13 protein-coding genes are annotated in these 13,655 nt (G+C 65.9%); 8 read left to right on the forward strand and 5 right to left on the reverse strand.

Going from position 1 to position 13,655, the window contains the following annotated elements; all coding sequences use genetic code 11:
* Nucleotides 1-22 precede the first annotated feature (22 nt).
* Nucleotides 23-448 carry a PA0061/PA0062 family lipoprotein gene (locus ACVRRC_RS03790; protein ID WP_013984473.1) on the reverse strand — a complete coding sequence of 142 codons (426 nt, stop codon included), beginning with the start codon at nt 446-448 and terminating at the stop codon, nt 23-25.
* 144 nt (nt 449-592) lie between these two features.
* Here ACVRRC_RS03790 and ACVRRC_RS03795 point away from each other — a divergent pair, with 144 nt between their 5' ends.
* The 3 genes from ACVRRC_RS03795 to ACVRRC_RS03805 all read left to right on the forward strand — a co-directional run bounded on the left by ACVRRC_RS03795 (nt 593) and on the right by ACVRRC_RS03805 (nt 3,769).
* Complete coding sequence (locus tag ACVRRC_RS03795) at nt 593-1,651, forward strand: aminopeptidase (RefSeq protein WP_196111710.1); 1,059 nt, start codon at nt 593-595, stop codon at nt 1,649-1,651.
* A gap of 215 nt (nt 1,652-1,866) precedes the next feature.
* Nucleotides 1,867-3,036, forward strand: a complete 1,170-nt coding sequence (locus ACVRRC_RS03800; RefSeq protein WP_013984471.1) for a hypothetical protein — start codon at nt 1,867-1,869, stop codon at nt 3,034-3,036.
* 10 nt (nt 3,037-3,046) lie between these two features.
* Nucleotides 3,047-3,769, forward strand: a complete 723-nt coding sequence (locus ACVRRC_RS03805; protein WP_013984470.1) for a ferritin-like domain-containing protein — start codon at nt 3,047-3,049, stop codon at nt 3,767-3,769.
* 960 nt (nt 3,770-4,729) lie between these two features.
* Here ACVRRC_RS03805 and ACVRRC_RS03810 read toward each other — a convergent pair.
* From ACVRRC_RS03810 to ACVRRC_RS03820, 3 genes are all read right to left on the reverse strand, one after another.
* The gene (locus ACVRRC_RS03810; RefSeq protein ID WP_017244207.1) at nt 4,730-5,137 is read right to left on the reverse strand and encodes a DUF1850 domain-containing protein; all 408 of its coding nucleotides are present in this window, start codon (nt 5,135-5,137) and stop codon (nt 4,730-4,732) included.
* Nucleotides 5,134-7,158: a TRAP transporter permease gene (locus ACVRRC_RS03815; protein WP_019405994.1), complete on the reverse strand. Its 2,025-nt coding sequence runs from the start codon at nt 7,156-7,158 to the stop codon at nt 5,134-5,136. Before ACVRRC_RS03815 ends, ACVRRC_RS03810 begins: the two co-directional genes overlap by 4 nt.
* A 136-nt stretch (nt 7,159-7,294) precedes the next feature.
* Nucleotides 7,295-8,248 carry a TAXI family TRAP transporter solute-binding subunit gene (locus ACVRRC_RS03820; RefSeq protein WP_013984467.1) on the reverse strand — a complete coding sequence of 318 codons (954 nt, stop codon included), beginning with the start codon at nt 8,246-8,248 and terminating at the stop codon, nt 7,295-7,297.
* 375 nt (nt 8,249-8,623) lie between these two features.
* On the opposite strand from ACVRRC_RS03820, the gene ACVRRC_RS03825 reads away from it, so the two are divergent.
* Both ACVRRC_RS03825 and ACVRRC_RS03830 read left to right on the forward strand, forming a co-directional pair.
* Nucleotides 8,624-9,052 (forward strand): DNA methylase, encoded by a 429-nt coding sequence (locus ACVRRC_RS03825; protein ID WP_019405995.1) that lies wholly within the window; start codon nt 8,624-8,626, stop codon nt 9,050-9,052.
* Nucleotides 9,053-9,123: 71 nt separating this feature from the next.
* Nucleotides 9,124-9,366, forward strand: a complete 243-nt coding sequence (locus ACVRRC_RS03830) for a hypothetical protein (protein WP_045633675.1) — start codon at nt 9,124-9,126, stop codon at nt 9,364-9,366.
* Between the two features lie 68 nt (nt 9,367-9,434).
* On the opposite strand, the gene phnN is transcribed toward ACVRRC_RS03830, so the two are convergent.
* Nucleotides 9,435-9,989, reverse strand: a complete 555-nt coding sequence (phnN, locus tag ACVRRC_RS03835) for a phosphonate metabolism protein/1,5-bisphosphokinase (PRPP-forming) PhnN (RefSeq protein ID WP_013984464.1) — start codon at nt 9,987-9,989, stop codon at nt 9,435-9,437.
* 196 nt (nt 9,990-10,185) lie between these two features.
* Here phnN and ACVRRC_RS03840 point away from each other — a divergent pair, with 196 nt between their 5' ends.
* The 3 genes from ACVRRC_RS03840 (at nt 10,186) to ACVRRC_RS03850 (ending at nt 13,653) form a co-directional block, all read left to right on the forward strand.
* Nucleotides 10,186-10,950: an SDR family oxidoreductase gene (locus ACVRRC_RS03840; RefSeq protein WP_013984463.1), complete on the forward strand. Its 765-nt coding sequence runs from the start codon at nt 10,186-10,188 to the stop codon at nt 10,948-10,950.
* Between the two features lie 163 nt (nt 10,951-11,113).
* A complete protein-coding gene (gene mdcA, locus ACVRRC_RS03845) occupies nt 11,114-12,781 on the forward strand; it encodes a malonate decarboxylase subunit alpha (protein WP_011915121.1) in 1,668 nt (555 codons plus the stop codon).
* A complete protein-coding gene (locus ACVRRC_RS03850; protein ID WP_472996646.1) occupies nt 12,781-13,653 on the forward strand; it encodes a triphosphoribosyl-dephospho-CoA synthase in 873 nt (290 codons plus the stop codon). Before mdcA ends, ACVRRC_RS03850 begins: the two co-directional genes overlap by 1 nt.
* The last annotated feature ends 2 nt before the right edge of the window (nt 13,654-13,655 follow it).

Genomic DNA, 13,655 nt, shown 5'->3' on the forward strand with positions numbered 1-13,655 from the left:
TGGCGGCGCATTTCAACGCGGCTCAGCGGCCGGCGAGGTCGCCGCAGCCCTTTTCCTCGGCACGGGCCAGCACGTACTGGTGCTGGTCATAGAGCTTGGCCCAGGGGCGGAAGCCGTAGCCGCCGGCCACCAGGCGATAGCGTGCGCCGGCGGTGAACTGGTCGTATTCCAGGGTCAGCTTGCAGTCGCGGGCCAGCGAGCTGCTGCCGGGGCCGATGTTGGCGCCGTCGACGTCGAAGCGGTAGCGCATCTCCAGTCGGCGGCTGCCGGGCGGGACCTGGAAGAAGCGGTCGTCGTCCAGTGTCCTGCCGTCCACGGCCACGGCCTGCAGCGTGGTTTGGCCGTTCGGGTCGAGGTCGACCCAGGCCTGTTGCGGGTCGGGCTTGGGCATCCAGGACGAGCAGCCAGCGAGGAGGGCGATCAACGGGACAAGAACGAAACCGCGCATGTGAGAAGCTCCGGCCGCAACCATCCGGCCCGGTGAGAAATCGAAGTGGAGGCGCATGCTGCCGCGGTTGCATTGCACGGCAGGGCCTTTGTAGGGTGCGCCAAGCGCGCCGGCGCCAGCCCCGACCACCGACCGGTTCATCCGATGACCAAGCCCAACGCCGCCTTGATCGACAGCCGCACCCTGCGCTGGGTTCCCCTGCTGCTTGCCGTCTGTCTGAATGGCTGCGCCTATTACACCCAGCTGGCGGTCGGCCAGGTCGAGCTGCTGCGCCAGCGGGAAGCGATCGAGACGCTGCTGGCCGACGAGTCGCGCGATCCGGCGCTGCGCCAGCGCCTGGCTGGGGTGCTCGAGGCGCGGGGCTTCGCCAGCACCGCGCTGGGCCTGCCGGACAACCGCAGCTATCGCGTCTACGCCGATATCCAGCGGCCCTATGTGGTGTGGAACCTGTTCGCCACCGAGGCCTATTCGGTCAAGCCGGTGGAACATTGCTTCCCGATCGCCGGCTGCGTCGCCTATCGCGGCTACTTCCGCCAGGGCGCCGCCCGCGGCGAGGCGGCGCGCCTGCGCATGGCCGGGCTGGACACCCACGTCGCCGGCGTCGAGGCCTATTCCACCCTCGGCTGGTTCGCCGACCCGCTGCTCAGTTCGATGCTGCGGCGCAACGACGAGCAGCTGGCCGCGCTGGTGTTCCACGAACTGGCGCACCAGCAGCTGTACCTGCCCGGCGATACGGCGTTCAACGAGTCCTATGCCACCTTCGTCGAGCGCGAAGGGCTGCGGCAGTGGCGCGCCAGTCGAGGCCTCGCCGAACCGGACGAGCAGGGTCGCGAGCGTTATCGGCAGCTGGTGCAACTGCTGCTCGACACCCGCGAGCGTCTTGCCTCGCTGTATGGCTCGGGGCGGCCGGCGGCGGAACTGGCGGGCCTCAAACAGGCCGAGTTCGCTGCGCTGCGCCAGCGCTATCGCACCCTACGTGATGGTTCGTGGGGTGGCGACGCGCGTTTCGACCGCTGGTTCGCCCAGCCGCTGAACAATGCCACCCTGGTGCCGTTCGGCCTGTACGACCGCTGGGTGCCGGCCTTCGCCGCGCTGTTCGACGCGAATGGGCGCGACTGGGAACGTTTCCACGAGGCGGTCGCGGCACTGGCCAAACGCCCTGCCGACGAGCGGGAACAGGCGCTAACGCAACTGGCCGAATGAACAAGCGAAACGGCGCGCCCGGCAACGGCGCGGGTTACGTCGTCTGATGCCCTGTGTTTCGAAAATCTGCAATTTACCGTTCATCGGCTGCGATCTGGTGACCCGCTGAACGGCGCGAATCATTTTTCAGCCCCTCCGGTCCCCTCTATAGGTCGCGCAATTTTCACGCGGCGATCCCCCTATGCCTGATTCCCACGCATAACAACGGAGGCTCCATGGAGACCATTTCCGGAATTCTCGATAACAAAGGCACGCCACTGGAGAAGCAGAAGTTCACATGGAAGGAAATGGCCGGCAAGCCGATCAGCAAACTCGATGACGATGCGTTTACCCGTGTGCGCATCATCCTCATGAACGGCGTCGAGACCGACGCCCTGCGCCTCAAGCACGGCATTGCGCGCTTCAACAAGGAGCTGCGCCTGCCGCTGGCCGAGATCCGCCGCGTCGAGCAGCACCAGGCAACCATGGTCAACTGGCTGATCGGCGCCGACCACTCGCCGCTGGAAACTACTGTGGCCTACGAGCAGGTAGCCATCGAGGTGACCGCCGCCGTGGCGCAGAACGAGCCCGACCCCTACCAGGCGCAGACCTATCGCTTCGGCCTGCTGGAAGACTTCGATCACCTGTACCGCTACTCGGCGATGCTCGATCGCCTCGAGGGCAAGGATGCCAACAACATCCTGCAGGGCTATACCGACATCGTGCCCGGGCGGAAAACATCGGAGCACCATCGTCATCCGGAAAACGACATCCGGGACAACTACGAGAAGAACTCCGCCGCGCTCATCACCAAGATCCACGCAGCGCTGATCACCGGCGCGGAATACCAGACCCACGACTACTACATGAACATCGGCCCGCTGTTCGCCGACCCGCTGGCGCGCCAGCTGTATGCCGAGATCGCGTCGGTGGAAGAGCAGCACGTGACCCAGTACGGCGCGCTCTCCGACCCCAGCGAAAGCCATATGGAGAAGTGGCTGGTGCACGAGGCGATGGAAGTCTACATGTACGCCAGCTGCGCCGAGCAGGAGACCAATCCGCGCATCAAGGCCATGTGGGAGCGCTTCCTCGACTATGAGCTGGGCCACCTCAATGTCGCCTGCGAATGGTTCAAGAAGCTCGAAGGCCGCGACCCGGCCGAGGTGCTCGCCGGCCCGCTGCCGAAGATGGTCGAGTTCAAGAGCCAGCGCGATTTCGTGCGCCAGGTGCTGGCCGCCGAGGTCAACCTGCGTACCGCCGGCCCCGCCTACGTGGACAAGGCCAAGGAGCCGCAGTCCTCGCTGGATTACCGCAACCACCTCGCCTCGGAAGGGCTCGCCTCGGACATCGTCTCGGCGGGCTACCAGTGGGCGCCGGGTGGCGAACTGATGCGCAAGGCTTCCTGAGGAGACGATCATGGCTACAGCAGCGAAAGTGGGTTCCAACTTCACCGGCGTGCAGATGTCCCCGAAGGACACCAAGCGCCTGCTCGAGGCGGTCAACGAGATTCATCCGGACGTGCCGGGTGATGAGCGCGGCATGCTGGTCGAGCGCACCGAACGCGCCGCCGAGGCCGACCGCATCGGCTCCGTGCCGGTGCCGGGTTCGGCCAAGGGCATGCTCAAGACCGGCTTCGACATGATGCGCGGCAAGAGCCCCGAGGTGTTTCTCGACAAGCTGGGCGAGCGCCTGGCCTACGAGCGCAACGGTGTGCGTCTGTACGAAGCGATGATCGCCAAGGTCAAGGCGCTCGACACGCCGGACACCGCCCTGGTCGATACGCTCATGCACATCCGCAACGAGGAGCACGAGCACATGATGCTGGTGCACCAGGCGATCGAAACCCTCGGCGCCGACCCGACCGCGCAGACCCCTTGCGCCGATGTCGTCGGGGCCATGTCCCTGGGAATCGTCAACGTGCTGACCGACCCGCGGACCAACGTCGACCAGTGCCTGAATGCGCTTCTGACCGTGGAGCTGACCGACAACGCAGCCTGGGAGCTGTTGATCGAGCTGGCACAGGCGGCGGGCCATCCGAACATTGCCGATAGCTTCACGAAGGCCAAGACCCAGGAAGACGACCATCTGGTGAAGATCAAGACGCTGATGCGCCGCGATCTGATCATGCAGACCAAGTAACAGCGTGCGAGCGGGACGCTTTGGCGCACACCACCGAAAGGGGTGTGCGTCTTTTTTTTGGTCGGGGAAAAGGGTGGTGCGGCGTTAGGAAGGAACGATCTTGGGCTGTTGAGTGTTGAGTTTTTGGAACTATTTGCGAGCTGCTTGGGAGTTTGGTTTCGCCCTGCTGGGCGAGTCACTTTTTCCAGGCGCGGAAAAAGTAACCAAAAACGCTTTGCCCCTGCATCCGGCCCTGCGCTTCGCTCCGGGTTCGTTCCCTACGCCGCCGTTCCGAGGGTCGCCGCACAAGGGCCATCCATGGCCCTTTACGGCTCTCGCCGCATCCCTACGGCTCTCGCCGCATCCCTGCGGCTCGCCCCTCTCCACGACGGCTTCGTTCACCCTCCTGAAGGGGCGTATGGAGTCGCCTGAGGACCTGTGCGCTAAAGCCAAGCCAAGAATTCGTTAACTGTTCCCACGCTTTTGAGTAGATAGCCGCTCCCGGCGCCACCTCGCCGCTAAACGCGTCTGCCGTAGGATTGCAGCAGTGGCCCTCGGGGCTACTGGGATTTGTCGAGTTCTTGCTTTTATTCGCACGGAGTATCAGGCGATACGCAAGCGCCCCATCAGGAGGGTGAGTGGAATCGCTGTGTAAGGGGTTGAGCCGCAGGGATGCGGCGAAAGGCTTAAAGGGCCATGGATGGCCCTTGTAAGCCGACCCCTGGAGCAGCGATGGAGCGAACGTACCCCGCGCGAAGCGCGGGGCCGGATGGCAGGGGCAAGACCTTTTGGTTTCTTTTGGGGCGACTGCCAAAAGAAACTCGCCCAGCAGGGCGAAACCAGACTTTCAGGCGACTCGCTAAGCGCTATCAAACAAAACGTTCATCCAATGCACCCAGCCTTGCCTGGCCGGAAAAGAAGCAAAGAAAAAGGGGTGCCGCCTGCGCGAACACCCCTCCTCAACGATCACCGGCGAGCCGGTCAATCGTTCCCGACACTCGCCGTTTGCACGGTACAGCCCCAGACTTCCAGCGCCGGCTGGTCCGCTTGTGGCGGGCCGAGCCATTCGCTCATGGCGTGGCAACGCTGGTCAAAACACAGTTGGTAATCTCCTGCCTCGGGGGTTCGCCCCAGGCGCAGGAGTGGCAACGCAGGCATCTGGCGCTGGTAGTGCCAGGCTCCGTCGCGCAGTTCGGCGTCATCCGGGATTTCCATCCCGGCACCAGAACCCTTGACCCGCGCTTCGCCGAGCAGCAGCCCGTCCGGCGTCACGCGGTAATCCTCTTCCCAGCGGATCTTCTCGATGGTGTGGTTCCACGCCAGGGTGAAGGCGGGGGTGGGCACTTCGGCCCACACCACGCCTGCCAGCCCCAGGCACAGACCGATCACGCCGCCGCCGGCTCGGCGCGACGGGCGCGCCAGAAGTGCTGGATAAGGAACAGCGCGCCCAGGCCGAAGCCGATTTCATCGCTGATCGGCATCGCCAGCACCATCGAGGCGGCTGCGGCGAAGGCGAGGACCTTCTCCCACAGCGCCATGGGCCGCTGCAGGTAACCGGTGAACACGGCGCCCCACAGGCCGACGGCGAAGGCCGCCTTGAACAGCATGTACAGCGTGGCGCCCCAGTCGCCGCCCTGCATCATCAGCGCCGGGTTGTACACCGCCATGAACGGCACGATGAAACCGGCGATGGCGATGCGGATGGCCCACATGCTGATCTTCAGGCCCCTCTCCTTGGCGATCGGCGCGGCGGCGAAGCAGGCCAGCGCCACCGGCGGGGTGAGGTCGGCCATGATGCCGAAGTAGAAGACGAACATGTGCGAGACGATCAGCGGCACACCCAGGTCCAGCAGCGCGGGCGCGGCAATCGAGCTGGTGATGATGTAGTTCGGGATTGTCGGGATGCCCATGCCCAGCACCAGGCAGGTCAGCATGGTCAGCAGCAGCGAAAGGAACAGGTTGTTCTCGCCGACGGCCAGGATGTAGCCGGCGAAGGTCGAGGCCACGCCGGTCAGCGAGACCACGCCGATGATCACGCCGACCAGGGCGCAGGCGATCCCCACCGGCACCGCATGGCGTGCGCCTTCCACCAGCGCGTGCAGGCAGATGACCAGGGTGTCGCGACCGCCCTTGATGAACCAGCACACCACCACCAGCGCGGCGATGACGCCGAAGATCACCCCGATGCCGAGCTGGAAGAACCCGGCACAGAGCAGGCCGAGGGCGATCCAGAAGGCAATGCGCAGGCCGAACGACGAGACCTTGAGGATGATCGCCGAGCCGAGGATGACGATGGCTGTCAGCGACAGGCCAATGGTGCCGGCGAACATCGGGGTGCGCCCGGAGAACAGCAGCCAGACCAGTACCAGCAGCGGGATCAGCAGGTACCAGCGCTCCTTCACCGCGGCCCAGGCACTCGGGCATTCGTCTTTCGGCAGGCCCTTGAGACCGGCGCGCTTGGCTTCCAGGTGGACCATCCAGAACACCGAGCCGAAGTACAGCAGCGCCGGAATCAGCGCGGCCTTGGCGATCTCGACGAAGGGCACGTTGATGGTCTCGGCCATGATGAAGGCCACCGCACCCATCACCGGCGGCATGATCTGGCTGCCCATCGAGGACGTGGCCTCGACGCCGCCGGCGAAGGCCGGGCGATAGCCGAAGCGCTTCATCAGCGGGATGGTGAACTGGCCGGTGGTGACCACGTTGGCCACGCCGGAACCGGTGATGGTGCCCATCAATGCCGAGGACACCACCGACACCTTGGCCGGGCCGCCCAGCTTGTGGCCGAACAGGCCCATGGCGAAGTCGGTGAACAGCTTGATCATGCCCGCCTGCTCGAGGAACGAGCCGAACAGGATGAACAGGAAGATGTAGGTCGCCGAAACGTAGGTCGGCGTGCCGTACAGGCCTTCGGTGCCGAACGACAGCTGGTTGACGATCTGGTCGAGGTAATAGCCGCGGTGCGCGAGATCACCGGGCAGGTACTCGCCGAACAGGCCGTAGGCGAGGAACAGCCCGCAGATGATCGGCAGCGCAATGCCCATGACGCGGCGTGCGGCCTCGAACACCAGCACGATCAGCGTCAGGCCGACCACCATGTCGGTGGTGGTCATGTCGCCGGAGCGCTGGATCAGGTCCGCCTCGAAATACCACTGGTAGAAGAAGGTGGCGAAACCGGCCAGGCCGAGCACCCAGGCCACTGGCTGGAACGGCTTGCCGGTGCCGCGCGCCGGGTAGCAGAGAAACACCAGCAGCAGCAGGAAACCGACGTGACCGGCGCGCAGCACCTGGCTGGACACCGGGTGGAAGGCGGCGGTGACGATCTGATAGATGGAGAACAGCAGGGCGACGTAGAACAGCGCCCTCGGCCATTCGCTGGGGCTGGCATGCAGCCCTTGGCTTTCGCTCATGGGTATCACTCTCTCACTGCAAGGGGATGCCTGTAGAAGCAGGCTTGCCAACGAGGCGACGCGGGCAAGCCTGCTGCTACAAGGAGCGGGCTGGAGCAGGCGCTAGGGCCTGCTCAGCCCGTCGTTCAGCGCTGGGTTACTTGAGAACCCCGGCTTCCTTGTAGAAGCGCTCGGCGCCCGGGTGCAGCGGGATCGGCAGGTTCTTGGTGGCGTTTTCCAGCTTGATGTCCTTGGCGGCGGAGTGGGCGTTACCCAGGGCGGCCAGGTTGTCGAACATCAGCTTGGTCATCTGGTAAGCCACTTCATCGGAGACCTTCTCGTGGGTCACCAGAATGTTGGTGATGGCCACGGTGGGAACGTCGGCGTCCTGACCGTCATAGGTGCCGGCCGGAATCACGCCCGCCAGGTAGGCATCGCTCTCGATCTTCTCGACCACGGCGGCCGGAATCTCGACGAAGGTCACCGGCATGGTGCTGGCCAGGTCGCGGATGGCGGCCATGCCCAGGCCCGAGGACTGCAGGGTGGCGTCAAGCTGGCGGTTCTTGATCAGCTCGACCGACTCGGCGTAGGGCAGGAACTCGACGCGGCCCATGTCCTTGTAGTCCAGGCCGGCGGCCTTGAAGATCGCGCGGGCGTTCAGCTCGGTGCCGGACTTCGGCGCGCCGACGGAGATGCGCTTGCCCTTCAGGTCTTCCAGGGTCTTGATGCCGGATTCGGCGCTGGCGACGATCTGGATGTAGTTGTTGTAGGTGCCGGCAATGGCGCGCAGGCGCTTGAGCGGGGCCTTGAAGCCGGCGTCCTCGACACCGTTCCAGGCATCTTCCACCGAGTCACCCAGGGAGAAGGCCAGCTCGCCGCGACCGGCCTGCAGCAGGTTGAGGTTCTCTACCGAGGCCTTGGTGGCCTGCACCGAAGTCTTGGCGCCGTCGATCTTGTTGTACTGCTGCGACAGGGCCACGCCGATCGGGTAGTACACGCCGCTGGTGCCGCCGGTGAGGATGTTGATGAAGGTCGGTGCAGCGACGGCCGCGGTGCTGGCGGTGAAGGCCGCAGCGGCAGCGAGCAGGCCCAAGCGTTTGGTCAGTCTCATGGATGGATCTCCGTTTCGTTTTTATTGATTGGCGCAGCATGTTGACGATAGACGATGCCGCGTTCGGGGAACGCGCCAGACGTACAAGCAGAGGGGCGATGACACCGGGGCCGGGCCCGGGAGGTGGGTATCGCTGGCAGCTCTTCTTGTCGTTGGAATCGCATCGAGCACATTGCCAGTAGCAGAAGGCGTGCCAGCCTGTGCGAGCCCCCTGCTACAGGGGCTGTTGCCTCCCTGAACGGAAGCGTTAGGCAAGAATCCGCCTATCGGATGAACGGTATAGGCAAGAAACCGCTCATCAGGACTCAGGCAAGGGGGAAACTTGCCCGAAAGCACGGCTTCGAATGCAGACAATCGTTCGAGGGAGGGCGCCTGATGAGCGCGGAAATCAGCGCCAAAGATCTGGGCATCGACATGGCCGACGGCGAGCCCGCGCTGTTCAAGTGGTTCGTCGCCAGCTTTCTGTTCGGCAAGCGCATCCAGCAGGACATCGCCGCCGAGGCGTATCGCGTCATCGTCGACAAGCACAAGCGCGATACGCCGCGAAAACTGGGCAATTGCAGCTGGCAGCAGCTGGTGAACATGCTCGGCGAGGGGCGCTATGTACGCTACGACGAATCCACCGCCGAGCGACTGCTCAAGCTCTGCGAGAAGCTCAACCACGAGTATGGCGGCAAGCTCGGGCGCATCCATGAGCTCAGCGAGAACCGCAAGGAGCTGGAGCGGCGGCTGGCGGCGTTCGAAGGCGTCGGGCCCAAGACCGTGGAGATCTTCATGCGCGAGGCGGCCAGGGTCTGGTACTGAGCGCGCCGGACGGCGCTTGCCATGCACGGCGGATGAATTACAGTGGCGCCATCGTTCCGTCGAACACCGCCATGCGCATTTTCCTGACCGCCTTCTGCCTGCTCCTGTCCGTCGCCGCCAGCGCTGCGCCGGCACCCTATTACCGTTGGCAGAGCATCGTCGACGGTACCGTCATCTGCCGCCAGACGTCGCCCGGCGAAGGCTGGCAACGGCTCGACGACCAGCCCTTTCGCGACCTCAACTGCAGCATGCCGGCCGCCCGTGTCGACCGCCCGAGCGGCGTACCGGGTTTCCGTCCGCAACCGGGGCGGTGAGGCAGCGCATTCAGGGGTGGCTCTGGTTGACGCCGGGTAGTGCTGTGAGGCCCACCGGGGCGCCACGCTCAGTCCCTCGGCACATGCTCATCGATCAACGCCAGCAGGCGTTCGACGCTTTCAGTCAGCGGCGTCGAGTTGTCCAGGCGGATGTAGTCGTCCAGTTCGCCGGCGAACAGCGCGTTGCGCGCCAGCCGTGACTCGATCTGTTCCGCCGTCTCCCGCCCGCGTGCGTGCAGGCGCTGGCGCAACACGTCCTGCTCGACGCTGAGCAGCACCGCCAGCAGGTCTGGATAACGCTCCCGTGCCGTTGCCAGGTAGCCGCGCGAACCATTGACCAGCACCTGCTCGCCGGACGCCAGCCACTCATCGATCTCTGCCGGAATGCCATACGCCAGACCGTTGGCCCGCCAGCTGAGGGCAAAGGCGCCCTGCGCCTCGAGACGCTCGAATTCCTGCGGCGACACCGAATGCGCCGCCTCGCCGACGGCTTCGGCCGAGCGGGTGATGACCCGTCGCGCGATGCGCACACCACGGCCGGCCAGCGACTCGCGGGCGGCGTCCAGCAGGCTGTCCTTGCCGGCACCGGATGGCCCGATCAGGTAGATCAAGCGGCCTCGCATCATTGGGCTCCTGATTTCGGGCAGATGGGCGCGAGTATAAGGCGGCTGCGCGACGGCGGCATGGCCGCATTTCGGGCGATCAGCGCACGCCGTGCTTTGCCTGGCGCAGCAACGCCCCCTAAGCTGGACGCCGTCACTGCGCCCCTGTGCCGCGTCGCCTACACGACAGCTGGCATTTCAGAGAAAGAGGAAAAGCATGAAACAGAAGATCGTATTCATCACCGGCGCCACCTCCGGCTTCGGCCGTGCCACCGCCCGCCGCTTCGCCGAGGCCGGCTGGGCGCTGGTGCTCACCGGGCGGCGCAGCGAGCGTCTGGAAGAGCTGAAGGGCGAGCTGTCGGCGAAGGTGCCGGTGCATATCGCCACGCTCGACGTGCGCCAGGCCGGCGCGGTGCAGGAGGTGGTGGCGCAGCTGCCGGCCGAATTCCGCCAGATCGATTGCCTGGTCAACAACGCCGGCCTGGCACTGGCGCCGCAGCCAGCGCAACAGGTCGATCTCGCCGACTGGCACACCATGATCGACACCAACATCACCGGCCTGGTCAACGTCACCCACGCGCTGCTGCCGACGCTGATCGCCACCGGCAAGGGCGCCAGCATCGTCAACATCGGCTCGGTGGCCGGCCACTGGCCGTATCCGGGCGGCCACGTCTACGGTGCGACCAAGGCCTTCGTCGAGCAGTTCGGCTACAACCTGCGCTGCGACCTGCTCGGCACCGGCGTGCGCGTCACCGACATCGCGCCGGGCATGGCCGAAACCGAATTCACCCTGGTGCGCACCAAGGGCGATCAGGCCGCCAGCGACCGGCTGTACCGCGGCACCACGCCGCTGACCGCCGAGGACATCGCCGAGCAGATCTTCTACGTCGCCACCCTGCCGGATCACATCAACATCAACCGCCTGGAGGTGATGCCCACCCGCCAGGCCTGGTCGCCGTTCAATATCGATCGCGACAAGTAAATCGCCTGCCGCCGACGTGGCGCGGCAGCGCCGCGTCGGCCAACGTGCCGATCCAGACACATCGTTAACCTGATCGTAACGGTCACGCCCGCTGCTTGATTGATGACCTTTCGGTCACCTCCCTACTGTGCGCTCCACAAAGCGGAAAACCTGTGGAGTCGCCATGACAACAACAATCTCCCCACCGCCGCAGTGGTCGCGTCGTCGCGCTGAAAAAGCCCGTCGTCTCGATCAGGTGCAGAGCCTCGCCGATGGCGTGGTACTGCCCAGCGAGCGGATCGTCGAGGCCCTGGAACTGCTGATCGCCCCTGGCGACCGGGTGGTGCTCGAGGGCAACAACCAGAAGCAGGCGGACTTCCTCTCCCGCTCCCTGGCCAAGGCCGACCCCGGCAAGCTGCACGACCTGCACATGATCATGCCGAGCGTCAGCCGCGCCGAGCATCTGGATCTGTTCGAGCGGCAGATCGCGCGCAAGCTCGACTTTTCCTTCGCCGGTCCGCAGAGCCTGCGCATCAGCCAGCTGCTCGAGGACGGCCTGCTGGAAGTCGGCGCCATCCACACCTACATCGAACTCTACTCGCGCCTCTTGGTGGACCTGATCCCCAACGTCGCGCTGGTGGCCGGCTTCCAGGCCGACCGCCACGGCAACATCTACACCGGCCCCAGCACCGAAGACACCCCGGCGCTGGTCGAGCCGACCGCCTTCAGCGACGGCATCGTCATCGTCCAGGTCAACGAGATCGTCGACGAGCTGCCGCGCGTGGACATCCCGGCGAGCTGGGTCGATTTCGTCGTGGTGGCAGACAAGCCGTTCTACATCGAGCCGCTGTTCACCCGCGACCCGCGCCACATCAAGCCGGTGCACGTGCTGATGGCGATGATGGCGATCCGCGGCATCTACGAAAAACACAACGTGCAGTCGCTCAACCACGGCATCGGTTTCAACACCGCGGCCATCGAGCTGATCCTGCCGACCTACGGCGAATCCCTCGGCCTGAAAGGCAAGATCTGCCGCAACTGGACGCTCAACCCGCACCCAACGCTGATCCCGGCGATCGAGACTGGCTGGGTCGAGAGCGTGCATTGCTTCGGCACCGAGCTGGGCATGGAGAACTACATCGCCCAGCGCCCGGACGTGTTCTTCACCGGGCGCGACGGCTCCATGCGCTCCAATCGCATGATGTGCCAGCTGGCCGGGCAATACGCCGTGGACCTGTTCATCGGCGCCACCCTGCAGGTTGATGGCGACGGCCATTCCTCCACAGTCACCCGTGGGCGTCTGGCCGGTTTCGGCGGCGCGCCGAACATGGGCCACGACCCACGCGGTCGCCGCCATCCGACCCCGGCCTGGCTGGACATGGCCATGCCCGGCGGCGAGGCCCCGGTGACCATGCTCGAGCGCGGCAAGAAGCTCGTGGTGCAGATGGTCGAGACCTTCCAGGAAGGCGGCAAACCCACCTTCGTCGAGCAGCTCGATGCGGTGGAGGTGGCGAAGAAGAGCGGCATGCCGCTGGCGCCGATCATGATCTACGGCGACGACGTCACCCATCTGCTCACCGAGGAAGGCATCGCCTACCTGTACAAGGCCCGCTCGCTGGAGGAACGCCAGGCGATGATCGCCGCGGTGGCCGGCGTCACCAGCATCGGCCTGCGGCACAACCCGAAGGACACCGAGCGCATGCGCCGCGAAGGGCTGATCGCCCTGCCGGAAGACCTCGGCATCCGCCGCAACGACGCCACCCGCGAACTGCTCGCCGCCAAGAGCATCGCCGAGCTGGTGGAGTGGTCCGGCGGCCTCTACAACCCGCCTGCCAAGTTCAGGAGCTGGTGATGAGCGCACTCATTGCACGACAGGCGCCGTCCGCGGCCGAGCGCCTGGCTGATCTGGCGGTGCAGGCGCTGGTCGACGAGGCCGACCTGTCGCCCAAGCCTGGGCTGGTCGACCGGCGCGGCAGTGGCGCGCACAGCGATCTGCACCTGGGGCTGATGCACGCCTCGGCGCAGTCGCTGTGGCCGGCGTTCGCCGCCATGGCCGATGCCGCGCGGAGCGAAGGTCGGGTCAGCCAGGCGCTGCGGGAAACCCTCGGGCAGCTGGGCCGCGACGGCGAAGCGGAGATGCTGCGCGTCACCGCCGGGGTCAACACCCATCGCGGCGCGATCTGGGCGCTGGGGCTGCTCAGCGCGGCGGCCATGCTGGAAAGCGGCGCTTCGGCCGGCGGGATCGCCGCCAGCGCGGCCGCCCTGGCGCGGCTGGACGACCCGGCCGCGCCGCACAACCCGGACAGCCATGGCGCGCGGGTCTGCCGTCGCTACGGCGTGCTCGGCGCCCGCGAACAGGCGCAGCACGGCTTTCCCGCGGTCATCGAACACGGCTTGCCGCAACTCCTGGCCAGTCGCCGCGCCGGCGCCGGCGAGCAGAACGCCAGGCTCGATGCACTGCTGGCGATCATGAGCAGCCTGACCGACACCTGCGTGCTGCATCGCGCCGGTCTTGAAGGGCTGACCCGCATGCAGGCCGGTGCCCGCGCCGTGCTCGAAGCCGGTGGTGCCGCCAGCCTCGCCGGTCGTCGCCAGCTGCGCCTGCTCGATCGCGACATGCTCGCCCTCAACTCCTCGCCGGGGGGCGCCGCCGACCTCCTGGCCGCCACCCTTTTCCTCGACCGTCTGGCGCCGCATGCGCCGGCGCCGACTGGGAGCAACTGAAC

This window comes from Stutzerimonas sp. LR2 (assembly GCF_055755175.1).

Excerpts from the sequence above, each read along its gene's own strand:
- ACVRRC_RS03850 (WP_472996646.1), top strand. The coding sequence starts at position 12,781 with ATGAGCGCACTCATTGCACGACAGGCGCCGTCCGCGGCCGAGCGCCTG.
- mdcA (WP_011915121.1), top strand. The coding sequence starts at position 11,114 with ATGACAACAACAATCTCCCCACCGCCGCAGTGGTCGCGTCGTCGCGCT.
- phnN (WP_013984464.1), bottom strand. The coding sequence starts at position 9,989 with ATGCGAGGCCGCTTGATCTACCTGATCGGGCCATCCGGTGCCGGCAAG.
- ACVRRC_RS03795 (WP_196111710.1), top strand. The coding sequence starts at position 593 with ATGACCAAGCCCAACGCCGCCTTGATCGACAGCCGCACCCTGCGCTGG.
- ACVRRC_RS03805 (WP_013984470.1), top strand. The coding sequence starts at position 3,047 with ATGGCTACAGCAGCGAAAGTGGGTTCCAACTTCACCGGCGTGCAGATG.
- ACVRRC_RS03800 (WP_013984471.1), top strand. The coding sequence starts at position 1,867 with ATGGAGACCATTTCCGGAATTCTCGATAACAAAGGCACGCCACTGGAG.
- ACVRRC_RS03825 (WP_019405995.1), top strand. The coding sequence starts at position 8,624 with ATGAGCGCGGAAATCAGCGCCAAAGATCTGGGCATCGACATGGCCGAC.
- ACVRRC_RS03830 (WP_045633675.1), top strand. The coding sequence starts at position 9,124 with ATGCGCATTTTCCTGACCGCCTTCTGCCTGCTCCTGTCCGTCGCCGCC.
- ACVRRC_RS03815 (WP_019405994.1), bottom strand. The coding sequence starts at position 7,158 with ATGAGCGAAAGCCAAGGGCTGCATGCCAGCCCCAGCGAATGGCCGAGG.
- ACVRRC_RS03840 (WP_013984463.1), top strand. The coding sequence starts at position 10,186 with ATGAAACAGAAGATCGTATTCATCACCGGCGCCACCTCCGGCTTCGGC.
- ACVRRC_RS03790 (WP_013984473.1), bottom strand. The coding sequence starts at position 448 with ATGCGCGGTTTCGTTCTTGTCCCGTTGATCGCCCTCCTCGCTGGCTGC.
- ACVRRC_RS03820 (WP_013984467.1), bottom strand. The coding sequence starts at position 8,248 with ATGAGACTGACCAAACGCTTGGGCCTGCTCGCTGCCGCTGCGGCCTTC.